We start from the raw sequence: 23372 nt of genomic DNA on the forward strand, positions 1-23372 counted from the left end.
GACTTCAAGAAACCAGGCGCCCCAAGCTGCTTTTGTATTCAACACCTTGTGGCACTAACAACCCAACTTGCATGTGGGTGCGTCAGGACATCTATAAGGTCTCACACGCCGTGACATTATGCGCGGGCGCGAAAGGTTATGAAGCTACGACTTACATGTTTCACGTGAAACTTCACGACCGCTTAAGTTACCTCCGCATCGCCTGGCGCCCCGTAGTACTCTTACGGCCGGAAGGCGGGTAGTGCCTTACCGACAGGACACTGAAGGATTGTCGAATGGGGGTTTTGTTCCTGGCCTTACGGCTAGCGTCAACGTTTGCTGGAAACCGGCGGTTCCGCACCGACAGAAAATGGGCCGCTGTTTCACGTGAAACAGCGGCCCATCCAGGACTTGGTCATGCCACTCTATGAAGCAGCGCCCTCTACGGGGTTCAGCACTGACATAATGCGATTCAAGTCATCAACGCTCGCGAACTCGATGCTGACCTTACCCTTGCGCGCTCCGAGGGTAATCTTGACGTTCGTGTCAAGGCGGTCGGACAGTGAGTTTGCCAAGTAGTCCAGCCTCTCATGCCGGGCACCTACCTTCGGCTTGGCTTCCTTCGCCGGACGGCGGATCCCGTCAGACAGCGAGACGACTTCCTCCGTGGCCCGAACGGACATTCCTTCTGCTACGATCTTCTGCGCGAGTTTCTCCATCTCGGCAGGATCGTTGAGACCCAGAAGCGCCCGTGCATGACCAGCTGACAGTACACCCGCTGCGAGCCTGCGTTGCACCAGCGGAGGGAGCTTCATCAACCGAAGGGTGTTGGATATCTGCGGTCTGGACCGGCCGATACGCTCTGCGAGTTCCTCATGGGAGCATTCAAAATCGTCCAGAAGCTGCTGGTACGCGGCAGCCTCTTCGAGCGGATTCAGCTGGCTGCGGTGCAGGTTCTCCAGCAGGGCGTCACGGAGAAGATCCACGTCCTGGGTAGACCGGATGATCGCAGGTACCGCGGTGAGGCCGGCCTCTCGGCTGGCACGCCACCTCCGTTCACCCATGACGAGTTCGTATGGATGGTCATCGTCGCCCTCAGCGGATGGACGGACGACGATCGGCTGGAGCACTCCAATTTCTCTGATGGAGTGGACCAGTTCCGACATGTCATCTTCATCAAAGACGCTGCGTGGCTGCTTCCGGTTGGGGTGGATCGAGTCGATCGGCAGCTCCGCGAACCGCGCACCGGGAACCTCCATCAACGTTTCACGTGAAACGGTGTCGCCTTCGCCTACGGGAGGAGTGTCGCCCTCGTCTACAGCAGGACGAGTCTTGTCTTCCGCTGCAGCATCCTGTGCACCGGTGACTGCGGCGATGCGGCCGGCATCTGGGTCAGCGTCCTTGGGAGCCCTTCCTGCGGGCTTGGATGCCGCCTTCCGTGCCTCAGCCTTCCCGGTGGGCTGATCGGCCTCCACAGTCGCAGTAGGCGGCGTTTCCAGGGAGCGGTCCGATACGGTTTTACGCCCTGTAGTCCCCGTACGGGTGGAGGAGGACCGCGTTACGGGTTTTTTCTTTGCGGGCGTCTGCAACGCCTCTTTGTTGATTCCCGCTCCGCGCCGCGGTCCGCTGGTGCGCGCAGCTCCTGCCTCATCACTAACGGAGGTAAAGAACAGATCGACCGGCCGCCCGGCACGTGCAGACTGGCCTGATTCAGTTGCTTCAGCAGGCTCAGCAGCACTGGGGATCAACGCGCCCAGACCCCGGCCCAAACCACGACGCTTTTCGGTCATGGGTAAGTCCTTCCCTTATGCGCACAGCAAGCGGCATGGATTGATTGTGAATGTATTCTACGGTTGAAGGCCGCCGGGGCCCGGCAACCCGGAGGGAGTGTCTAGAAGGATCGCTGGGAGATCTCGGCAGCGGCTTCCAGGTAGGACAGTGCACCCGTGGATGAGGGGTCGTACGTCATGACCGTCTGCTGGTAGCTGGGAGCCTCAGAAATGCGCACCGAACGCGGAACAACGGCCGAGAGAACCTGCTGCGGGAAGTGCTCCCGTACTTCGGCTGCAACCTGTGCAGCGAGGTTGGTGCGGCCGTCGTACATCGTGAGCAGGATCGTGGAGACAACCAGGTCGGCGTTCAGGTGCTTCTGGATCATTTCGATGTTCTTCAGCAGCTGGCTGAGGCCCTCAAGGGCGTAGTACTCACACTGGATGGGAATAAGGACTTCCCTGGCTGCCACGAATGCATTCACCGTCAACAGGCCGAGGCTCGGCGGGCAGTCAATGAAAATGTAGTCAAGCCGTTCCTCGCCGGCGGCCTTGCGCTCGGCAGCGTACACGTCGATTGCCCGGCGGAGGCGCTGCTCGCGTGCCACGAGGGAGACCAGCTCGATCTCGGCGCCCGCCAGGTGGATAGTTGCCGGCGCGCAGATCAGATTCTTGATGTCCGGGCACTGGGCTACAACATTGGCCAGCGGCAGGTCATCGATGAGGACGTCATAGATGCTCTCGACGTCGGCTCGATGGTCAATTCCCAGGGCCGTTGAGGCATTTCCCTGCGGATCGATATCGATAACCATGACGTTGAGACCAGCCGTCGCCAGCGCCGCAGCAATGTTGACGGTTGTAGTCGTCTTGCCAACGCCGCCTTTCTGATTGCTCACCGTCATGATCCGGGTCTCTGCCGGACGTGGCAGCACGCGGCCCATCAGCTTCTCGCGGCGGCGGGTCTCGCTGGCCAGCTCGCGGGCTAGCGGCGTGCTCTCGTCCATCAGATCCATAACGTCTACCGGCTCGGACGGGAGGACCGCCTGGCCGGCTACACCACCTTCGCTGGTCTCGGATTCAGGCACATCGGATGCGCCGGCAGACTGTGTTGGAACAGCATGTCCTGTTTCACGTGAAACAGGCAAGTGAGTCTCCGGCTTCTCAACCTCTTTAGGTTGTGACCTTGAGAAAGGCGAGGAGAAGGCAGAGCCGAGCGCAGCAAAGGGGGGAATTCGTTTTGCGGCAGAATCGCGCACACTCACCGGGACATGCTCACTTTCACAACATAAGGCATTACTGCCACTAGCCTATCGGCTGCCCCGGGAAATATCGGGATCGGTCCGGGTGTGTGCACAGCGCAAGAACGCTGTGCGGGACTAAACCACAATCCGCACGACTGTGGTGTGCTCCTCGAGGACGTCTGACCCGGCAGTCACCACCGTGGTTTCCTTCCCGCCCAGCTTGCGGATCTGCTTTGCCGCTTTTTCGATTTCCTCGGCAGCGCTTCGTCCCTTGATAGCCAGGACAACCCCGGAGCCTCCCAGGAGCGGAATCGTCAGGCCGGAGAGTCCGGACAGGGCGGAGACCGCACGGGCAGTCACAACATCCACGTCCACCTTGCCAACGGCCTGCTCAGCACGTCCGCGGATGACAGAGACGTTATCCAGTTTGAGGTCTTCAATCACTTCGTTGAGCCACGTAACCCGCCGTTCAAGCGGCTCAATGAGCGTCATCGAAAGGTCCGGCCGGGCAATCGCCAGGCAGAGACCGGGCAATCCGGCACCGGATCCGACGTCCGCAACCTTGCTGCCCTGCGGAATAAGCTCAGCCACAACGGCACAGTTCAGCACGTGGCGGCTCCATAGCCGGGGAACCTCACGGGGTCCGAGGAGGCCCCGTTCCATCCCCGAAGTTGCCAGGTGCTCAACGTAACGCTCGGCCAGGGGCAGACGGTCACCAAAGACCTTAACCGCCGCCGCATGTTCGGCAGGCGTTATCTCAACCACGTGAAAACAATCCTTGTCCTAGATAAGTACTCGCGGATCCCGAACCGGCGAAGCTAAGCGTCGGAGAGGGACACCACGATATGCCGGCCTGCGCCTTCGCCCTCGGACTCGCTGACGAGTCCAAGCTCCGCTACGGCGTCGTGCACGATTTTGCGTTCATAGGCGCTCATCGGAGCCAGGGCAATATCCTTGCCCGACGTCTTGGCGCGTAAGACAGCGTCCTCGGCGATGCGGTGCAGTTCCTCGCTGCGCTCCCTGCGGTATCCGGAGATGTCCAGCACGAGGCGTGAGCGGCTGTCCGTGGCAGTCAGTACGGAGAGGCGGGTCAGCTCCTGCAGGGCCTCAAGGACCTCACCGTCGCGGCCCACGAGGGCCTGGAGACCGGAGTCGTCGCCCTCCTCGGAAACCACCGAGATGTAGGTGCGGCCGCTGCGGACCTCAATGTCGATATCACCATCGATATCGGCAATGTCCAGCAGTTCCTCGAGGTAGTCGGCGGCTACGTCGCCCTCTTCCTCCAGACGGCTTGCAGCACCGTTGCCGGCAGCCAGTTCTTCCACGGTCTCGTCGACGTGCTCAGTACTCATCTTTTCTTCCTGTTCTTGCGCTGGGGCTGCTGGCGCTGGCCCTTGGCGGGGACGGGTACTTCTTCGGCGGGCTCGGTCTTCTTTTCACCCAGCAGGGGGACCATGGGCAGGCCCTTGGCGGCACGGCGTTCGGCCAGGGCCTTGGCTGCGGGGGAACCGGGAGTAGGCATACGGCGGATGACGAAGAACTGCTGTGCCATGGTCCACAGGTTGGTGGTGGTCCAGTAGATCAGGACACCGATGGGGAAGTTGATGCCACCAATGCCGAATACCAGCGGCAGTACGTACAGCATCATCTTCTGCTGGCGCATGAACGGGCTCTGCAGCGCTTCTTCAGACATGTTCTTGGACATGATCTGCTTCTGCGTAATGAACTGCGAGGCAGTCATGGCGATGATCATGATGATCGAGAGGACAACGACTGACGTGTGGCCCTCAGTGCCGAATCCGTGGAGCAGCGACGACGAGAGCGGAGCGCCCAGGATGGTCGCCTCATCGAACTGAACGACGGCGTCGTGGCTCAGCGCGCCGATCCCCTCGCCGCCGGAGCTGGCGTTGGAAACGCCGTTCAGCACCTGGAACAGGGCAAAGAAGAACGGCATTTGGATCAGCATTGGCAGGCAGGCGGCGAACGGGTTGGTGCCGTGCTTCTTGTAAAGCGCCATCTGCTCCTGCGTCATTGCCTGGCGCGAGAGCTGGTCCGTCTTGCCCTTGTACTTCTGCTGCAGCTTGCGCAGGTCAGGCTGCAGCGACTGCATGCCCCGCTGGGCTTTGATCTGCTTGACGAAGACCGGGATCAGGGCGGCCCGGATGACGATAACCAGGCCAATGATGGAAAGGGTCCAGGTCCAACCGGAGGCGGCGTCCATCCCAAGGAAGACAAATCCCTCGTGGAAGATCCACATGATCCATGACACCACCCACTTGAATGGAAACATGATCGTGTCGAAGAAACCCATTTACACTCCTCAAGCCGCCGAGCGGCTGTCTTCGTCTGCCGGAATCACGGGATGATTCAGCACAATAATCTTGGGAACTGACTCCTGGGGCCAGGTCCGGCCACCGGCGGGCACATGGTCCACTCCGCCGTCGTTCCAGGGGTGGCACCGTACGAGCCTCCGGCCTGCCAGCCAGCTCCCCTTCACCGCGCCGTACACGGTGATGGCCTCCAGGGCGTAAGCCGAGCAGGAAGGGAAGAAACGGCACACCGGACCGTAGAGCGGGGAGACCACCTTGCGGTAGGCGATGAGGAAACCGATGAGAAGATTCCGCGGCAGGTGCCAGACAAAGAGCAGAACAGCACGGAAAAAGGCAGCACTGGCAGAGGCCTTCGCCGGATCACTTCCGGTGCGGCCCATGCTCTGCCCCTCCCTCATCTGTGTGGATCTTGCCGGGAAAGCTTGTTCAAACATGCGCAGAGGGCACCTGCGTAGTCGGCGCTTAACTGCGCCCACGACGCCGACGCCGCCGGCGGCAGCGCTCTGACGACAATGTCCAACCCGGTGGGGTTTTCTGCCAGGCTCTGCGCTGCTGCTTCTCTCAGTCTTCTCTTAACGAGGTTGCGTGTCACGGCGTTCCCGACTGCCTTCGACACAATGAACCCGACGCGCGTAGGCGCGGCCGGGTTTGGCACTGCATATAAGACTACGTTCCGGCGCCCGCTTCGGGCACCGGAACGTACGGTATGGGAAAAATCCGCCGACGACCGTACCCGGTTCCTCGCGGCCAGCATTCAGGACGCCAGGATGGTGGGACTGAGCTGCTGCTGCAGCATCGGCAAACCTAAGGCTGTTTTACGCCGACAGTTCGGTGCGGCCCTTGGAACGGCGTGCAGAAAGGATGGCACGGCCGGCACGGGTACGCATGCGAAGGCGGAAGCCGTGCTTCTTGGCACGACGGCGGTTATTCGGCTGAAAAGTCCGCTTGCTCACGGTGGTTACTCCAAGACAATATGCGCTGCGCCTGCTGCATCAAGGGGGAAGCACAAGCGGCGCTAAGTTTTCATGTGACTGACTACGCTCAACCCGGACCTGGACCCTGATTCCCAGAACCCTGATGGGCATGAATGAGTGCAGATAGCAGACACAAAGGACTACTCAACGTTAGGTGAGAGCCCCAATCCAGTCAAACCGGGGATCCACGGCCTGTGAGCCCGAAACTATCAACACCTGTGGACAAGTGCCGCGGACCACGCTCCAGCGTGTCATTGTGAGTGACATCCCAAGTCCCGCAGGGGCGCAGGAATCCAGCTACCGGCTGGGGAAAACTTGATCTAGGCTTGGCGCGGGGCATTTATCCACCGCTGTGTATAACTCTGTGGATGAGCTCCCCGGAATCCAAGCCTGGATCCCGGTTTCTTAGACCGCCCGGATCGGGCGTCACGAGAGGTTTTTGTGGGTACGGACGAAATCAACGATGTCGGCAGCTCCTGGCGCAAGGTCATCCGGACGCTGGAGTCCGATGACAGGGTCTCGCCCCGGCAGCGCGGATTCGTGGTCCTGGCCCAGGCCCAGGGCCTGATCGGCACTACCCTGCTGGTCGCCGTACCTAATGAACTGACCCGCGAAGTCCTCCAGACACAGCTGAAAAACATCCTCGACGAAGTCCTCAAGACCGTCTTTCAGGCGGACATCCAGTGCGCATTCGTGATCGACGCCGATCTGACGCCGGTAGTACAGGCGGAACCGGAGCCCGAGCCGGAAGAAGCTTCCCCCTCGCCCGTCCCGACCGGCGAGAGTGCGCCGTCGCCCACTCCGCCGAGCACGTCCCAGGAATTCGGCCGGCTGAACCCCAAGTACGTTTTTGAGACTTTCGTCATCGGTTCGTCCAACCGCTTTGCCCACGCAGCCGCAGTTGCGGTGGCCGAGGCGCCGGCGAAGGCCTACAACCCGCTCTTTATCTACGGTGACTCCGGACTGGGCAAGACCCACCTCCTCCACGCGATTGGGCACTACGCCCGCCACCTCTACACTGGCATCCGTGTGCGCTACGTGAACTCCGAGGAATTCACCAACGACTTCATCAACTCCATCCGCTATGACGAGGGCGCGAGTTTCAAGCAGCTCTACCGCAACGTGGACATCCTTCTTATTGACGACATCCAGTTCCTCGCCAACAAGGACGCAACGCAGGAAGAGTTCTTCCACACCTTCAATGCGCTGCACAACCACAACAAGCAGGTGGTAATCACCTCTGACTTGCCGCCCAAGCAGCTCTCCGGGTTCGAAGAACGCATGCGGTCGCGTTTCGAATGGGGCCTGCTCACGGATGTCCAGCCTCCGGAGCTGGAAACCCGCATTGCGATCCTGCGCAAGAAAGCGATCGGGGATTCGCTCAGCGCCCCGGACGATGTCCTCGAATACATCGCCTCGAAAATCTCGACCAACATCCGCGAACTCGAAGGGGCACTGATTCGCGTCACCGCGTTCGCCAGCCTTAACCGGCAGCAGGTTGACGTGGGCCTGGCGGAGATTGTCCTCAAGGACCTCATTACCGACGACGGCGCCCAGGAAATCACTGCGGCCTCCATCCTTGGACAGACAGCGGCGTACTTCCAGATCAGCCTGGAAGAACTGTGCAGCAAGTCGCGCACCCGGACCCTGGTGACCGCGCGGCAGATCGCCATGTATCTCTGCCGCGAACTGACTGACATGTCGCTTCCGAAAATCGGTCAGGAACTCGGTGGACGGGACCACACCACCGTTATCCACGCTGACCGGAAGATCCGTGAACTCATGGCTGAGCGCCGGGCCATCTACAACCAGGTCACGGAGCTGACTAACCGCATCAAGCAGCAACAGCGCGAAGCCTAGAAATCCGCGCCAGCGCAGGGATGTAATGGCCCCGAAGGGGCTCGAAATTAACAGATGTGGACAAGGGTGTGGATAACTCGGTGGACAACCCCGAACTTCCAGTGCTTCCCTGTGGATACGCGGAACGACAAAAAAGTTCCCAACACCCGCCCTCAGCGCGTAGGCTGGCCATCCACAAGTTATCAACAGGCTTAAAACGCAGATTCGGGCCGATGGGGCTGGTTGTCCACAGTATCCACAGGAGTTATTAACACTACGAATCTTAAGAAATTGGGTTCCACCAAATAACATCTGACCTTCCACGCCAAACATCCGATCTTCTCGATCGGGGATCTCCAAGGAACCGGAGCGTGGGCCCGGTGCTGTTGGGCAAACGCACAAAGCCCTCTCCCTGCCGGTAAGCCGTGCGGGGAAAACCACGCTGGCGGTAAGCTGGCACAGAGTATTGTTGTGATTCCCAGGCGGACAGCCCGGGCGGCACTGCCGCACGATTTGCTCCCTCACGTGTTCATGAAAGTTCAGTAGTACTGATAAGTACGTTGTGAAAGGCGGCACCCTGCAGTGAAGTTCAGAGTTGAGCGGGATGTCCTGGCCGAGGCGGTTACGTGGACAGCGCGGTCCCTCTCCCCCCGCCCGCCGATTCCTGTGCTTTCCGGCCTGCTGATCAAGGCCGAATCCGGTTCTCTTAGCATTGCCAGCTTCGACTACGAGATTTCGGCGAGGCTGCAGATCCCGGCGGACATCTCTGAAGAAGGCACCATCCTTGTCTCGGGCCGGCTCCTGGCAGAAATCTGCCGCAGCCTTCCCTCCGCACCGGTGGATGTGGAAACCGATGGTTCGAAGGTCACGCTTACCTGCCGCAACAGCCGCTTCAACCTGGCAACCATGCCGGTCTCGGAATACCCCGAACTGCCGGCACTTCCGGACGTCAGCGGCGTCGTCGACGGTGATGCCTTCGCGCAGGCCGTTTCACAGGTGATTATCGCCGCGAGCCGCGACGACACCCTGCCGATCCTCACCGGCGTACGGATGGAAATCGAAGATGATCTCATTACCTTCCTTGCCACCGACCGCTACCGGCTCGCCCTGCGTGAACTCCCGTGGAAGCCGGCAACCCCGGGTATCTCGACTTCCGCGCTGGTGAAGGCCAAAACCCTGAACGAAGTGGCAAAGACACTCGGCAGCGGCGGAGACCTGAACATTGCACTGTCGGGAGACAGCGAACTCATCGGTTTCGAAAGCGGTGGACGCCGCACTACGTCGCTGCTGGTGGACGGGGACTACCCCAAGATCCGCTCGCTGTTCCCGGAAAACACTCCGATCCACGCCACCGTGGAAACACATGCGCTGGTGGAAGCCGTGCGCCGCGTTTCGCTTGTTGCTGAGCGGAACACTCCCGTGCGCCTCGCCTTCACGGACGGACAGGTGACGCTCGACGCCGGTACCGGTGAAGATGCCCAGGCCTCCGAGGCGCTCGAGGCATCGCTCGTCGGCGACGACATCACCGTTGCCTTCAACCCGCACTACCTCAGCGAAGGCCTGGGTGCCTTCCCGAGCAAGTACGTGCGTTTTTCCTTCACCACCCCGCCGAAGCCGGCCGTGATCTCCGCGCAGGAAGAGCTCACCGGCGACGACCAGGAAGACTACCGGTACCTGCTGATGCCGGTCCGGCTGCCTAACCAGTAGGGCTTTCACCCGCATCTCGAGAGCCTTTCCAGTCCACGTCAGTGGACCTGAGCAGGGAGGAACCGACATGCATGTGGGTTTGATTGGACTCGGAAAGATGGGCCTTCCCATGCGGGAGAGGCTGCGTTCGAAAGGCATCCAGGTATCCGGATTCGACCGGAACCCAGTGTCCTCGGACGCAGGCTCGCTCAGGGACCTGGCGGCGCGGCTGACAGTTCCGCGAATCGTCTGGGTGATGGTTCCCAGCGGCAGCGCCACCTCTGCGGTCATCACAGACCTGGCCGAAGTGCTCAGCGAGGGAGACCTCGTCATTGAAGGCGGAAATTCCCGCTACACCGATGACCGGAAACACGCCGAGCAGCTGGCATCCCGGGGCATCCGGTACCTGGACTGCGGGGTCTCCGGCGGAGTCTGGGGACGGGAGACCGGATATGGACTGATGGTTGGCGGGGAAGAAGCCGACGTCATCGAAGCCATGCCGGTCTTCGACGCGCTGCGCCCTGACGGGGCACGCGAAGACGGGTTCGTGCACGCCGGCGCTGTAGGCGCTGGCCACTACGCCAAGATGGTGCACAACGGAATCGAGTACGGGCTCATGCAGGCCTATGCCGAGGGCTATGAACTCCTCGAATCACAGGACATCATCGAGGACACCGGAGGCATCCTCCGTGCCTGGCAGAGCGGAACAGTCATCCGTTCCTGGCTGCTGGAACTGGCGGTAAGGGCAGTGGAGGAAGACCCGGGGCTCAGCCGGATCGAAGGGTTCGTGGAAGACTCCGGGGAGGGCCGCTGGACCGTCGAGGAAGCACTGGCCGCGGAGGTTCCGGCGCCGGTGATCTCCGCAGCGGTGTTTGCCCGTTTCGCCTCGCGCCAGGAGGAGTCACCGGCGATGAAACTGGTCGCGGCCCTGCGCGGACAGTTCGGCGGGCACGCCGTAAGGCAGGTGTCCGGTCCGGAGTCCGCCGGGCAGGCCGCCCAGACAGAGGCAGAACAGGCCATAGGGGAAACAGGGGCCCCGGAGTAAGCGGTTGTAGGCTGGATGGGGATGGCCGGGAGCGGCTGGATGACAGACGCAGGGATTGGAAGGCAGGCACAGGTGGAGCAGCGTGTACGTTGATTACCTTTCCCTGACCGGTTTTCGCAGCTACAAGCAGCTTGACCTCAGCCTGAACCCCGGCGTCAGTGTCTTCGTGGGCCCCAACGGCACGGGAAAGACCAACATCGTCGAATCGATCGGCTATCTCGCGTCGCTTTCCTCCCACCGGGTGAGTTCCGATGCGCCGCTGGTGGCGTTCGACGCCGAACAGGCACTCGTTCGGGCACGCGTCCTCCGCGGTTCCCAGGCCACGGCGCTGGAAGTCGAAATCAACCCGGGCCGCGCCAACCGGGCCCGCATCAACCGGGCCAATCCGGTCCGTGCCCGGGACATCCTGGGCATCTGCCGGACCGTTCTCTTCGCCCCGGAAGACCTTGCCCTGGTCAAGGGCGACCCCTCGGCCCGCCGCCGCTTCCTCGATGACCTGATCGTTTCCCTGGTACCGCGGCATGCTGCAACCCGGGCAGATTATGAGCGCGTCCTGAAACAGCGCAATGCACTGCTGAAATCCGCGCGGATCAGTGGCCGGTTCACTTCCGCCCATGAAGCCACGCTTGAGGTGTGGGACCACCACATGGCCGAGGCTGGTGCGCAGCTGGTTTCCGCCCGCCTCCACGCGATTGACCTGCTCAGCCCGCATCTCCAGGGCGCTTACCAGGACCTCACCGACGGTTCGAAGGAGGCCCGCGGGACGTACCGCTCCACGCTTCTCGGCGAAGTGGACGACGACGGCGCCTCACCGTCCGGTGCCGATCCGGCAGAACTGCTGGCGCTTAGCCAGGAAGAGCTGCGCGAACGGTTCCTGCAGGCTTTCGCCGCAAACCGCAAACGCGAGATCGACCGCGGAGTGTCGCTCGTGGGGCCGCACCGCGACGACGTCGAGCTTGTTCTGGGGCAGGCACCGGCCAAGGGCTATGCCTCGCACGGCGAGACCTGGTCCCTGGCCCTGGCCATGCGCCTTGGCTCCTACTACCTGCTGCGCGACGACGATCCAACGCCGGGCTCCGGGCCCATCCTGATCCTGGATGACGTCTTCGCTGAGCTCGACGCCGGACGCCGGGGCCGGCTCGCGTCGATCGTGGCGGGAGCCGAGCAGGTGCTCGTGACGGCTGCCGTTGCCGAGGACATCCCCGAATCCCTGGCAGGAGACCAGATCCCCGTCATCCCCGGAGGAATCCGTGCAGCCGCAGGATGAACCGGCAAGCCGGGACGGTTCGGAACCCCTTGAAAACGATCTGCCGGATGCCGCCCAGGAACAGCTGAACCGGATGCGGCAGGCAGCGCAGGCGCGCGGGAACCAGCGGGTTCCGTCCGCCAGGCGGAAGACTGCGCGCAAATCCGCGCCGTTCATTCCGGGGGAGTACACCGGCCGCGACCCCCAGGGCCTGGGGAAGGTCTTCAGCCTCTTCGTCAACGAACGGGGCTGGAATTCGCCGGTGGCGGTAGGGTCCGTCATCTCGCGCTGGGAAGAGCTTGTTGGCCCGGATGTCAGCGCCCACTGCAAACCGGAGTCCTTCTCCGACACCACTGTCCAGGTCCGGTGCGACTCCACCGCCTGGGCGACCCAGCTGCGGCTGCTCCGCTCGGCACTCATTGAACGCTTCGACGCCGAACTTGGCAGCGGCGTCGTCACCCGCATTGAAGTCATTGGTCCGGCAGCGCCGAACTGGCGCAAGGGCCTGCGCAGCGTCAAGGGCCGCGGTCCCCGGGACACCTACGGTTAGCAGGCGGCGGAATGGGCATGAAAAAAGTTGTTGAAAAACCGGTCCTTTTGTGCTCGCGTTCACACGCGCTCCGTGCGGGTTTGCGGGCTGCAAACCCTGCAGGACGTATCCGGAGCCGTGGAAGTGTTTGAAAACCGCTCATAAGCCGCTTTAGTGGCCGCTGGAGGGGTGTTTTGGCCAGCAAAGGTCCCCTTAGCACGGTAGAATTGGTAATAGAGGCGCCCTGTCCGCTGCAGGACGGGGTGCCAAATTCTGACCGACACAAGAGGAGTCGACAGCACCTGTGGCTAACGACAATGAGCTTGGCAACGAGCTAGACAACACGGAGCCCGTCCCCCAGGAAGACAGCGAGGCCCTGGCACCGCACGAATACGGTGCCAACGAGATCACTGTCCTCGAAGGCCTGGAAGCTGTGCGCAAGCGCCCGGGTATGTACATCGGTTCCACCGGTCCCCGCGGTCTGCACCACCTGGTGTATGAAGTGGTGGACAACTCGGTTGACGAAGCACTCGCCGGATACTGCGACCGCATCGACGTGACACTGCAGGCCGACGGAGGCGTCCGCGTATCCGACAACGGCCGCGGCATCCCCGTGGACATGCACCCGACCGAGAACATGCCGACGGTCCAGGTTGTCATGACCATCCTGCACGCCGGCGGAAAGTTCGGCGGCGGCGGATACGCCGTCTCCGGCGGCCTGCACGGCGTCGGCATCTCCGTAGTCAACGCCCTTTCTGCCCGCGTCGAAACCCAGGTCAAGCGCCAGGGCTTCGTCTGGCACCAGTCCTTCGAAAACGGCGGACACCCGGTGGGCAGCCTCCGCAAGGGCGAGGAAACGGAAGAAACGGGCACCACCCAGACGTTCTACCCGGACCCGGAAATCTTCGAGACCACGGAGTTCGATTTCGAGACCCTCCGTGCGCGCTTCCAGCAGATGGCATTCCTGAACAAGGGCCTGCGCATCGTCCTGACCGACGAACGCGCACCGGACGAGACGGCAGAGGAAATCGCCGACGACGCCACCGAGGCCGAGGACGCTCCCAAGCACCGCATGGTCGACTACATGTACGCCAACGGCCTGCTGGACTACGTCCACCACCTGAACAGCTCCAAAAAGGTGGAGGTCATCCACGACGACATCATTGCCTTCGAAACCGAAGACAATGACAAGAAGATGGCCGTGGAAATGGCCCTGCAGTGGACCACCGCCTACTCCGAGAGTGTCCACACCTACGCGAACACGATCAACACGCACGAAGGCGGTACGCACGAAGAAGGCTTCCGTGCAGCCATGACCTCGCTGATCAACCGGTACGCCCGCGAGAAGAACATCATCAAGGAGAAGGACGACAACCTCACGGGCGATGACATCCGTGAAGGCCTCACCGCCGTCATCTCCGTGAAGATCGCCGAACCGCAGTTCGAGGGGCAGACCAAGACCAAACTCGGCAACTCCGAGGTCAAGGGCTTCGTCCAGCGCGTGGTGACGGACCAGCTCGGTGACTGGCTGGAACGCAATCCCGGCCCGGCCCGCGACGTCATCCGCAAGTCCATCCAGGCTTCCCAGGCGCGGCTCGCTGCCCGCAAGGCCCGCGAATCCACGCGCCGCAAGGGACTGCTGGAGTCCGGCGGAATGCCCGGCAAGCTGAAGGACTGCTCCTCCAAGGACCCCTCGCGGTCCGAGATCTACATCGTGGAGGGTGACTCCGCCGGCGGCTCGGCCGTCCGCGGCCGGAACCCGGAAACACAGGCCATCCTGCCGCTGCGCGGCAAGATCCTGAACGTGGAGCGTGCCCGCCTGGACCGTGCCCTGTCCAACGCGGAAGTCCAGTCCATGATCACAGCCTTCGGCGCCGGGATCGGCGAGGACTTCGACGTGGAGAAGGCCCGGTACCACAAGATCGTGCTGATGGCCGATGCCGACGTCGACGGCCAGCACATCACTACCCTCCTGCTGACGCTGCTCTTCCGCTACATGCGCCCGCTGATCGAGCAGGGCTACGTCTACCTGGCGCAGCCACCGCTGTACCGCATCAAGTGGTCCAACCACCCGCACGACTATGTCTACAGCGACCGGGAGCGCGACGAAGTCGTTGCCCGCGGCCTGGCGAACAACCAGCGCCTGCCCAAGGACAACGGCATCCAGCGCTACAAGGGACTGGGCGAAATGGATTACACCGAACTCTGGGACACCACCATGGACCCCGACCACCGCACGCTGCTGCAGGTCACCATGGACGACGCCGCATCCGCGGACCAGATCTTCTCGGTGCTCATGGGTGAGGACGTCGAGTCCCGCCGCAACTTCATCCAGCAGAACGCCAAGGATGTCCGGTTCCTGGACATCTAGTGCCGCAGCTACCCGGACTTTTCAAGAACTTAGAACGGAACACAACCAATGAGTGATGAGACCCCGGAGGTCCCGGGCGGCGAACTCGAACCCATCAGCGGGAACGTGATCTCCGACCGCGTGGAGCAGATCGACCTGCAGACTGAAATGCAGCGCTCCTACCTGGACTACGCGATGGCGGTTATCGTCGGGCGAGCCCTGCCGGACGTGCGGGACGGCCTGAAGCCGGTGCACCGCCGCGTCATCTACGCGATGTACGACGGCGGCTACCGGCCCGACCGCTCCTTCAACAAGTGCGCCCGCGTGGTCGGCGAAGTCATGGGCCAGTACCACCCGCACGGCGACTCGGCGATTTACGATGCGCTGGTCCGCCTGATCCAGGACTGGGTCATGCGTGCACCGCTGGCCCTTGGCCAGGGCAACTTCGGTTCCCCGGGCAACGACGGCGCTGCCGCACCGCGTTACACCGAAACCAAGATGGCTCCGCTGGCCATGGAAATGGTCCGTGACATCGACGAGGAAACCGTCGACTTCATGGACAACTACGACGGCCGCAACCAGGAACCCACCATCCTGCCGGCCCGCTTCCCGAACCTGCTCGTTAACGGTTCCTCGGGCATCGCCGTCGGCATGGCCACCAACATCCCGCCGCACAACCTGCGCGAGGTAGCGGACGGTGTGCAGTGGTACCTGCAGCACCCGGAGGCTTCCAACGAGGAGCTGCTCGAAGAACTGATCAAGCGCGTCAAGGGACCCGACTTCCCCACCGGCGCCACCATCCTGGGCCACAAGGGCATCGAAGACGCCTACCGCACCGGCCGCGGCTCCATCACCATGCGCGCCGTGGTCAATGTGGAGGAAATCCAGGGACGTACCTGCCTGGTCGTCACCGAGCTGCCCTACATGGCCAACCCGGACAACCTGGCCATCAAGATCGCCGAACTGGTCAAGGACGGCAAGATCACCGGCATCGCCGACATGCGCGATGAAACCTCCGGACGCACCGGCCAGCGCCTGGTGATCGTGCTCAAGCGCGACGCCGTCGCGAAGGTTGTGCTGAACAACCTGTACAAGCACACGCAGCTGCAGGACAACTTCGGCGCCAACATGCTGGCAATCGTAGACGGCGTGCCCCGGACGCTGAGCCTGGACGCGTTCATCCGCCACTGGGTCACCCACCAGCTCGAGGTCATTGTCCGGCGCACCCGCTACCGGCTGCGCAAGGCCGAGGAAGTTGCGCACATCCTGCGCGGCCTGCTCAAGGCACTGGATGCCCTGGACGAGGTCATTGCCCTGATCCGCCGCTCCAGCACCGTGGATGAGGCGCGCACCGGCCTGATGCAGCTGCTGGACATTGATGAACTGCAGTCCCAGGCCATCCTGGACATGCAGCTGCGCCGCCTGGCCGCGCTGGAACGGCAGAAGATCCAGGACCAGCACGCCAAGCTGGAAATCGAAATCGCCGAATACAACGCCATCCTCGCTTCCGAGGAACGCCAGCGAGGCATCGTCAGCGAAGAGCTGGCCGAAATCGTGGAGAAGCACGGCGACGAGCGCCGCACCAAGGTCCTGATGGGCTACGACGGCGACATGAGCATGGAAGACCTGATTCCCGAAGAGGAAATGGTCGTCACCATCACCCGCGGCGGATACGTCAAGCGCACCCGCAGCGACAACTACCGGGCACAGCACCGCGGCGGTAAGGGTATCCGCGGCGCACAGCTGCGCGGCGACGACGTCGTGGAGCACTTCTTCGTCACCACCACGCACCACTGGCTGCTCTTCTTCACCAACCTGGGCCGGGTCTACCGCGCCAAGGCCTATGAGCTGGCAGAAGGCGGGCGCGACGCGAAGGGCCAGCATGTGGCGAACCTGCTGGCCTTCCAGCCCGGAGAGCACATTGCCCAGGTCCTTGACCTGCCCGACTACGAGGCCGCCCCGTACCTGGTGCTTGCCACGAAGCGCGGCCTGGTGAAGAAGACCCAGCTCTCCGACTACGACACCAATCGTTCAGCAGGTGTCATCGCGATCAACCTGCGTGAGGGCGACGAAGTGGTTTCGGCCCAGCTGGTCTCCGAAACCGATGACCTGATGCTCGTATCCCGGATGGGCCAGTCCCTGCGCTTCACCGCCACCGACGAGGCCTTGCGCCCGATGGGACGCGCCACCTCGGGCGTCACCGGCATGAAGTTCCGTGAGGATGATGAACTGCTTGCAGCCGACGTTGTCACCGAAGATTCCTTTGTCTTCATCGTGACCGAGGGCGGCTACGCCAAGCGCACCAGCGTGGATGAGTACCGGGTCCAGGGCCGAGGCGGACTTGGCATCAAGGTTGGCAAGTACAACGAGGACCGCGGCCATCTGGTAGGCGCCATGGTTGTCCAGGAAGAGGACGAAGTCCTGGTGGTCATGCAGGGCGGCAAGGTAGTCCGCTCCGCGGTCTCAGGGGTTCCTGCCAAGGGCCGCGACACCATGGGCGTCATTTTCGCCAAGCCGGATAAAAACGATCGCATCATTGCGGTGGCCCGTAACTCCGAGCGTGACCTCGCCGTGGAAGCGGACGAGGACGAGGCAGCCGCCGACGGTGAGTCTGTGGAGGTACCTGCGGATGAAGTACCGTTGTCTACAGACAAAACGGCTGGGCCCGACGCGCAGTCTGCTGAAGATGGAGGTACCGAGTGAGCTCGACCAACTCTAACGCCAGGTCCGGCGGCGGTCCGAGGGTGAAGACCCCGGCCCGGCCCGCGCAGCGGCCTGGGACGGGTCAGAGCGCGCCAGGCGGCAACCGGCAGCCGCTGGTCAAGCCGGCACCCAAGGCAAAGGCCCGCAAGGCCCGCCTGCTGGTAAGCAAGATCGACCCGTGGTCGGTCCTGAAGATGTCCTTTCTGCTCTCTGTCGCCCTCGGAGTGGTCACGGTAGTGGCCGCGATCGTCCTGTGGACGGTCCTGGACCTCACCGGCATTTTCGACCAGGTGAACCGCCTCCTGGGTGAGATCGCAGGCTCCGAATCCGGCGGGTTCGACCTGCGCGAGTTTGCGTCACTGGGACAGGTGGTCTCCTTCGCGACGATCATCGCCGTCGTCAATGTCCTGCTCCTGACGGCACTGTCGATGCTTTCGGCCGTGCTGTACAACATCGCCTCCACTCTGGTGGGCGGCATCGGCGTCACCCTTACTGACGACTAATTCCGCTTATCTTCCGGTGCGGACAGCTGCTCCGCACCGGAAGAATCCAGCGGATTTGTTGAAGTGGTCGAGGGTACGGTAGAGTCTTATCTCGGCCCGGTGAGGTATCGGGGCGTATAGCTCAGGCGGTTAGAGCGCTTCGCTGATAACGAAGAGGTCCCAGGTTCAAGTCCTGGTACGCCCACGGAAGACTGTGAAAACAGTCAACCACAACGGCAAGGAGACACCTGTGAAGAAGCTGATTGCGATTGCAGCGGCGACTGCAGCGGGAGTCTTCGCTTTCCGGAAATGGCAGGAAACTGCCGCGGAGAAATCCATCTGGAAGGCCTCGACCGATAAAGTCGAGTAGCTCCACTAAGGATCGGCCGGTTTGACCACTGTTCCAGGTGGGATATACTGGTGAAGTTCCAAATTCGGGGGCATGGCGCAATTGGTAGCGCACCTGCTTTGCAAGCAGGGGGTTCGGGGTTCGAGTCCCCGTGCCTCCACCGAAAGAAAGTCCCGGCCTGATGGCCGGGACTTTCTGCTTTAACCACACCCGCGGCTTTGGCTAGCCCCACCTCTGCGGGACACCGATCCGGGCCGACACAAAGCCGACCGTACGGCGCAGGAACACCGCCGGAACGGACGGACGGATAACCTCGGGGAATGACCTTTTTCCTCGCCGTTATCGGCGTGCTGGGCGTCTCCGCGTCCGGACCCATCATGGCAGCCACTGCCGCACCGGCCCTCGCGATCGCGTTGTGGCGCAATGCACTGGGCGCCGTCATCATGGGAGTTCCCGCCGGGATCCGCGGCCGGGACCAGTTCCGGAACCTCAGCCGCACAGAACTGCGGTGGACGGCATTGGCTTCTCTGGCCCTGGCCCTGCACTTTGCCTGTTTCATCACGGCCCTGCAGCTGACCTCGGTGGCGGTTGCCACCGCACTGGTTTGCCTGCAGGCTGGCTGGATCGCTTTGTTCGACGTCTTCCGCGGGCGCCGCGTTGCACCGAAGACACTGGCGGGGCTGGTCATCGCGTTTGCCGGCGTCCTGGTGATTACCGGATTCGACCTGGGTCTCTCCCCCGAAGCGCTGCTGGGTGACGGCCTGGCCGTGGCAGGCGGCGCGCTGGCAGGCCTGTACACGATTGCCGGAGGCAAAGCCCGGCGGACCATGTCCACCGGCACCTACACCACCCTCTGCTACGGCTTCTGTGCCCTGATCCTGGCCGTGCTGTGCCTGGCCTTCCAGCAGCCCGTGATTGGCTTTTCCCCGGCTGCCTGGGCGGGAATCCTCGGTGTCACCGTCATGGCCCAGCTGCTGGGGCACACCGTGTTCAACCACCTGCTGGCCGTCATCAGCCCGCTGGTGGTCTCCATGATCATCCTGCTGGAAATACCGGGGGCAGCGATCCTTGCCGCGATCTTCCTGGGGGAGGAACTGCCAGGCGGCACCTACGCGGGGCTGGCGGTCATCCTGGCGGGCCTCGCCGTCGTCCTGCTGGGACAGGCGAAGAAGAAAGAGGCGCTGCCGCCGTCGTCAAAGGAGGACCCGCTTCCGCCGGCCCCGCCGGCGCTGGGCGGAGACGTGGAACGCTGACTTAACGCCGGAGGGGCCGGACGCCAACTGGCTTCCGGCCCCTCCGTGACTGTCCCGGCAATCCGCCGGGACAGGGTTACTTCTGCGGCTTGTCAGCCTTGGTTTCTGCGTGGGCGCCGCCGGACTTCGTTGCGGCTGCCTCCTGGGTCTTCTTAACGGCTTCGCCGGCCTTGTCGGTTGCCTTCTCAGCGCTCGAAGCAGCGGCTTCCTTCACATTCTGTGCCGCTTCCTTAGCCTTCTGTGCAGCGGTGGCTGCCGTGTCCTTGGCCTGTTCCACCGGCGTTTCGGCTGCCTTGGCCGCGGGCTTGGTCTCTGCCGCGGGCTTGGCTTCTTCGGCAGGCTTTGCCGCGGGAGCCGGAGCGGGGACCGGGACGGAAGGCTGGGCCGGAGCCGGAGTCTTCCAGGGATCCTCGACCGGACGCGAGGCCCGCCAGGCAGCAACGCCGGCTACCACTGCGGAGGCAATGATGCCGAAGATGAGCCAGCCCTTGCCGCCGTTCTTACCCTTCCGGGCTTCCTTGGCGGCCTTGGCAGCAGCCTTCTGGGCCTTCTTCAGCGCCTTCTTGTTACCGGTTGCCTTGGCAACGGCGGTCTGGACCGGAACCGTGGCGGTTCCCAGCTGGCGGGACACTGAGTCTGCTGCCTCGCCAATGCGCGAAGACAGGGTGGGAATGTAGTTGTCCACAACCTTGTCCTTGGCGTGGGTCAGGGCAGGGGATGCCTTGTCCAGCGTGGTCTGGATTTTCGGTGCTGCGTCGTCAACAACCTGGCTGATCCTGGGGCCGACTTTCTGCAGACCGTCCTGGAGCCGCGGCGTCACGACTGCTACGCCCTGCGCGATCTCATCTGCTGCACGCTTGAGTCCGTCCTGGATCTTCGGAGATGCGGTCTCAATTCCCTTTTCGATGCGGGGAACTGCCCATCCGACGGCGGCCTCTACTTTGGGGGTTGCCCAGTCACGCGCCGTTTCCACGCCTGCGGTGACATTCGCTTCGAAGTCACGGGCAATGCGGTCCTTCTTGTTCAAAACTACCTCCCAGGATAGTGACGGTTCAGCCTTAGCCTACGTGCAATGCCGGTTCTGTGCTATCAGAGCGCCCCAGGGCAGGGGATTTTCACTGTGCGCTGAACAGGGCGATTTCCAGCCGCCTGTAAGGCCGCCGTGGAAGAATGAGGCGTATGACTGCTATTCCTACCGCAAAAGCAACCGTCCACACGACCAAGGGCGATATCCGGATCAACCTCTTCGGCAACCACGCGCCGAAGACTGTCCGCAACTTCATTGGCCTGGCAACCGGTGAAATCGAATGGACCGACCCGGGCACCGGCGAGAAGACCAGCCGCCCGCTCTATGACGGAACCATCTTCCACCGCATCATCAAGGACTTCATGATCCAGGGCGGCGATCCCCTGGGCCGCGGCACGGGCGGACCGGGTTACCAGTTCGACGACGAGATCAGCCCCGACCTGGACTTCACCGAGCCGTACAAGCTGGCCATGGCCAACGCCGGAATCCAGATGGGCCGCGGCACCAACGGCTCCCAGTTCTTCATCACTTCCGTGCCCACCACCTGGCTCCAGGGCAAGCACACCATCTTCGGTGAAGTGGCCGACGACGAGTCCAAGGCCGTCGTTGACGCACTGAACGCTGTTCCTACCGATATGCGGGACAAGCCGAACGAAGACGTTGTCATCAACAGCATCACCGTCGAGCAGCTCTAGCCGTTTCGCCGGTGCCCCGGCCGGCCAAGCCGGCCGGGGCATACCTCTCTAGAACTTCTGGAGCACAACACCATGTCCTACGGAGTACCCGCCGGAACCCCGGCACATGAAGTGCCCGTCTGCCCGCGGCACCCCGACAGGGTCAGCTACATCCGGTGCCAGCGCTGCGGCAGGGCTGCGTGCCCCGAGTGCCAGCACACGGCTCCGGTAGGCATCCAATGCGTCGACTGTTACCGGGAAAGCCGCCGGCAGACACCCGGGTACCGCACACAGTATGGTGGTGCCGTCCGGACCGGGAAACCCGTGGTAACCATCACTCTGATGGTGCTGTGCGCTGCGGCCTATGCCCTCCAGTGGCTGGTCCCCGGGTTTACGGAGCTGCTGTGGTTCGCGCCGGTTTACGCCCAGATTGAACCCTGGCGGATGCTGACGGCCGCGTTCCTCCACTCCCCCGGTTTTATTTTCCACATCGCCTTCAACCTCTATGCTCTCTGGCTGCTGGGCAGGTCGCTTGAACCTCTGCTGGGCAGGACGCGCTTCATCCTTCTGTATCTGGTCTCTGCGCTGGGCGGATCGATCGGTGTCCTGATCCTTGCCCCGGCCTTCCAAGCGGTCGTCGGCGCCTCGGGAGCCATCTTCGGGCTGTTTGGAGCCCTCTTCGTGATCCAGAGACAGCGCGGCGGGGACGTCAAAGCACTCCTGGTCCTCATCGGCATCAACCTCGTTCTGGGCTTCCTCTATCCCAGTATTTCCTGGCAGGCCCACCTCGGCGGCCTGCTGACCGGCGCCGCCTGCGGTGCCGTGCTCGCCTACGCTCCTAAGGGTCCGCGCCGTTCCCTCGTCCAGTTCGGCGGGCTGGCCGCCATTGCCCTTGTCCTGGTGGTACTTGGTTTTGTCTGGACCCCGAGCTTCTAGTACGGATACTTCTCCTGAAAGGCCCTGCAGCGCCGGCTGCGGGGCCTTTTTGGTGTTCACGGTCCTGATCCGGTCCAGTACGGCGTGTGCGACGGCTGGTGGGGGACGCTTTCCACAGCATGGAACTCTCTTATCCACAGAGATACCCACATTGTTAATAACTTACAACTGTGTAACTCAGGGCAGGGATGTCCTCCAGAGGGCAGACTCGGTTTCCGTCCTCATCAAATGGCGGCGTTATCCACAGGGCAGATGGCGCGTTGTGCACAGCCGGTGGGAAACTTCTGTGGAAAGTTATCCAGTGCCGTGCTCTAGTTACACACATGTAATTCCACAGCTGTGGATAACTCGGTTCCCTTTATTTGCAGCGAACTACCGAGGGGTAGCCACAGAGATACCCACAGATGTGGATAACTATTCACACAAGCTGGGCATAAGTTCGAAGGAACAGAGAGACGGTTGTCCCCAGCTTTTCCACCCCTGCCTGTGGATGGGTTCACTGCCAGAGCAGCATCTCGGATGTGTGTGGGGAAATGACCACACACAGAGTTATCCACGACTGTGGATAACTCTGTGTGGAGAACTACTGTGCCTGTGGGTATCCCTGTTTAAAACCCTGCGGCTGTTCCGGAGATCCAGCAGGCAAAAAAGAACTCCCCGGACGCTGTCCGGGGAGTTCTCGAATGTTGCTTTATGCGCCTACCGCCAGCGCGTAGTCATCAGGAAGCCCACAATCGCTACGCCGAAGCCGACGAGGATATTGCCGGCGCCCAGGGCCGGTACGGGGTAGACGCCCTCGGAGATGTAGAACACGATGATCCAGATCAGGCCAATGAGCATCAGCCCGAACATCACGGGCTTGTACCAGACTGGGTTCGGCTTGGGCGCTGCCTTTCCCTTGGCAGGTGCTTCTGCTGGCACTGCTGCCGCCTTCTTGCGGGACTTTGACTCGGGCACGGA

General features: G+C 62.4%; 22 protein-coding genes and 2 tRNA genes. 14 read left to right on the top strand and 10 right to left on the bottom strand.

Annotated elements, in window-relative coordinates; translation table 11 throughout:
- Window positions 1-404 precede the first annotated feature (404 nt).
- From ACSLGO_RS03115 to rpmH, 8 genes are all read right to left on the bottom strand, one after another.
- Window positions 405-1769, bottom strand: coding sequence for a ParB/RepB/Spo0J family partition protein (locus tag ACSLGO_RS03115; protein WP_436399879.1), 1365 nt, complete (start codon window positions 1767-1769; stop codon window positions 405-407).
- A gap of 101 nt (window positions 1770-1870) precedes the next feature.
- Entirely contained in the window at window positions 1871-3010 is a 1140-nt protein-coding gene (locus tag ACSLGO_RS03120) for a ParA family protein (RefSeq protein WP_436399881.1), read from the bottom strand.
- Window positions 3011-3124: 114 nt separating this feature from the next.
- Window positions 3125-3754, bottom strand: coding sequence for a 16S rRNA (guanine(527)-N(7))-methyltransferase RsmG (gene rsmG, locus ACSLGO_RS03125; protein WP_436399882.1), 630 nt, complete (start codon window positions 3752-3754; stop codon window positions 3125-3127).
- Window positions 3755-3807: 53 nt separating this feature from the next.
- The gene (locus ACSLGO_RS03130) at window positions 3808-4341 is read right to left on the bottom strand and encodes a protein jag (RefSeq protein WP_436399884.1); all 534 of its coding nucleotides are present in this window, start codon (window positions 4339-4341) and stop codon (window positions 3808-3810) included.
- Window positions 4338-5300, bottom strand: a complete 963-nt coding sequence (gene yidC / locus ACSLGO_RS03135) for a membrane protein insertase YidC (RefSeq protein WP_091600881.1) — start codon at window positions 5298-5300, stop codon at window positions 4338-4340. The genes ACSLGO_RS03130 and yidC overlap by 4 nt, the downstream gene beginning before the upstream one ends.
- 9 nt (window positions 5301-5309) lie before the next feature.
- On the bottom strand, window positions 5310-5699 hold the full coding sequence (yidD, locus tag ACSLGO_RS03140; RefSeq protein ID WP_176697493.1) for a membrane protein insertion efficiency factor YidD: 390 nt from the start codon (window positions 5697-5699) through the stop codon (window positions 5310-5312).
- A 14-nt stretch (window positions 5700-5713) separates the two neighbouring features.
- Window positions 5714-6073, bottom strand: a complete 360-nt coding sequence (gene rnpA, locus ACSLGO_RS03145; RefSeq protein WP_091600879.1) for a ribonuclease P protein component — start codon at window positions 6071-6073, stop codon at window positions 5714-5716.
- 61 nt (window positions 6074-6134) lie between these two features.
- The gene (gene rpmH / locus ACSLGO_RS03150; RefSeq protein ID WP_055854070.1) at window positions 6135-6272 is read right to left on the bottom strand and encodes a 50S ribosomal protein L34; all 138 of its coding nucleotides are present in this window, start codon (window positions 6270-6272) and stop codon (window positions 6135-6137) included.
- A gap of 462 nt (window positions 6273-6734) precedes the next feature.
- Here rpmH and dnaA point away from each other — a divergent pair, with 462 nt between their 5' ends.
- From dnaA to ACSLGO_RS03210, 12 genes are all read left to right on the top strand, one after another.
- Entirely contained in the window at window positions 6735-8153 is a 1419-nt protein-coding gene (gene dnaA, locus ACSLGO_RS03155) for a chromosomal replication initiator protein DnaA (protein WP_091600878.1), read from the top strand.
- A gap of 561 nt (window positions 8154-8714) precedes the next feature.
- Window positions 8715-9839 carry a DNA polymerase III subunit beta gene (dnaN, locus tag ACSLGO_RS03160; protein WP_436399887.1) on the top strand — a complete coding sequence of 375 codons (1125 nt, stop codon included), beginning with the start codon at window positions 8715-8717 and terminating at the stop codon, window positions 9837-9839.
- Between the two features lie 67 nt (window positions 9840-9906).
- Window positions 9907-10863: a phosphogluconate dehydrogenase (NAD(+)-dependent, decarboxylating) gene (gene gnd, locus ACSLGO_RS03165; RefSeq protein WP_386885925.1), complete on the top strand. Its 957-nt coding sequence runs from the start codon at window positions 9907-9909 to the stop codon at window positions 10861-10863.
- 82 nt (window positions 10864-10945) lie between these two features.
- Window positions 10946-12130: a DNA replication/repair protein RecF gene (recF, locus tag ACSLGO_RS03170; RefSeq protein ID WP_436399889.1), complete on the top strand. Its 1185-nt coding sequence runs from the start codon at window positions 10946-10948 to the stop codon at window positions 12128-12130.
- Entirely contained in the window at window positions 12114-12659 is a 546-nt protein-coding gene (locus ACSLGO_RS03175) for a DUF721 domain-containing protein (RefSeq protein ID WP_436399890.1), read from the top strand. Before recF ends, ACSLGO_RS03175 begins: the two co-directional genes overlap by 17 nt.
- A gap of 283 nt (window positions 12660-12942) precedes the next feature.
- Window positions 12943-15009: a DNA topoisomerase (ATP-hydrolyzing) subunit B gene (gyrB, locus tag ACSLGO_RS03180; RefSeq protein WP_091600874.1), complete on the top strand. Its 2067-nt coding sequence runs from the start codon at window positions 12943-12945 to the stop codon at window positions 15007-15009.
- Between the two features lie 48 nt (window positions 15010-15057).
- Window positions 15058-17691 carry a DNA gyrase subunit A gene (gyrA, locus tag ACSLGO_RS03185; protein ID WP_325786176.1) on the top strand — a complete coding sequence of 878 codons (2634 nt, stop codon included), beginning with the start codon at window positions 15058-15060 and terminating at the stop codon, window positions 17689-17691.
- Window positions 17688-18194: a DUF3566 domain-containing protein gene (locus ACSLGO_RS03190; RefSeq protein WP_091600872.1), complete on the top strand. Its 507-nt coding sequence runs from the start codon at window positions 17688-17690 to the stop codon at window positions 18192-18194. Before gyrA ends, ACSLGO_RS03190 begins: the two co-directional genes overlap by 4 nt.
- 110 nt (window positions 18195-18304) lie before the next feature.
- Window positions 18305-18378: transfer RNA gene (locus ACSLGO_RS03195), tRNA-Ile, on the top strand.
- Window positions 18379-18423: 45 nt separating this feature from the next.
- A complete protein-coding gene (locus tag ACSLGO_RS03200) occupies window positions 18424-18543 on the top strand; it encodes a DLW-39 family protein (protein ID WP_218054900.1) in 120 nt (39 codons plus the stop codon).
- A gap of 66 nt (window positions 18544-18609) precedes the next feature.
- Window positions 18610-18682: transfer RNA gene (locus tag ACSLGO_RS03205), tRNA-Ala, on the top strand.
- Between the two features lie 160 nt (window positions 18683-18842).
- Entirely contained in the window at window positions 18843-19775 is a 933-nt protein-coding gene (locus ACSLGO_RS03210) for a DMT family transporter (RefSeq protein WP_091600871.1), read from the top strand.
- Window positions 19776-19851: 76 nt separating this feature from the next.
- Here ACSLGO_RS03210 and ACSLGO_RS03215 read toward each other — a convergent pair whose 3' ends face one another.
- Complete coding sequence (locus tag ACSLGO_RS03215; protein ID WP_436399893.1) at window positions 19852-20802, bottom strand: hypothetical protein; 951 nt, start codon at window positions 20800-20802, stop codon at window positions 19852-19854.
- 152 nt (window positions 20803-20954) lie between these two features.
- On the opposite strand from ACSLGO_RS03215, the gene ACSLGO_RS03220 reads away from it, so the two are divergent.
- The gene (locus ACSLGO_RS03220) at window positions 20955-21497 is read left to right on the top strand and encodes a peptidylprolyl isomerase (protein ID WP_436399895.1); all 543 of its coding nucleotides are present in this window, start codon (window positions 20955-20957) and stop codon (window positions 21495-21497) included.
- A gap of 303 nt (window positions 21498-21800) precedes the next feature.
- The gene (locus tag ACSLGO_RS03225) at window positions 21801-22412 is read left to right on the top strand and encodes a rhomboid family intramembrane serine protease (protein ID WP_436399896.1); all 612 of its coding nucleotides are present in this window, start codon (window positions 21801-21803) and stop codon (window positions 22410-22412) included.
- Between the two features lie 699 nt (window positions 22413-23111).
- Here the strand turns inward: ACSLGO_RS03225 and ACSLGO_RS03230 are convergent.
- Entirely contained in the window at window positions 23112-23369 is a 258-nt protein-coding gene (locus tag ACSLGO_RS03230) for a cell division protein CrgA (RefSeq protein ID WP_091600868.1), read from the bottom strand.
- Window positions 23370-23372: the final 3 nt, after the last annotated feature.

It is taken from the genome of Arthrobacter sp. IK3, assembly GCF_051337705.1.
In the GTDB taxonomy this organism is placed as follows: Bacteria; Actinomycetota; Actinomycetes; order Actinomycetales; family Micrococcaceae; genus Arthrobacter_B; species Arthrobacter_B koreensis.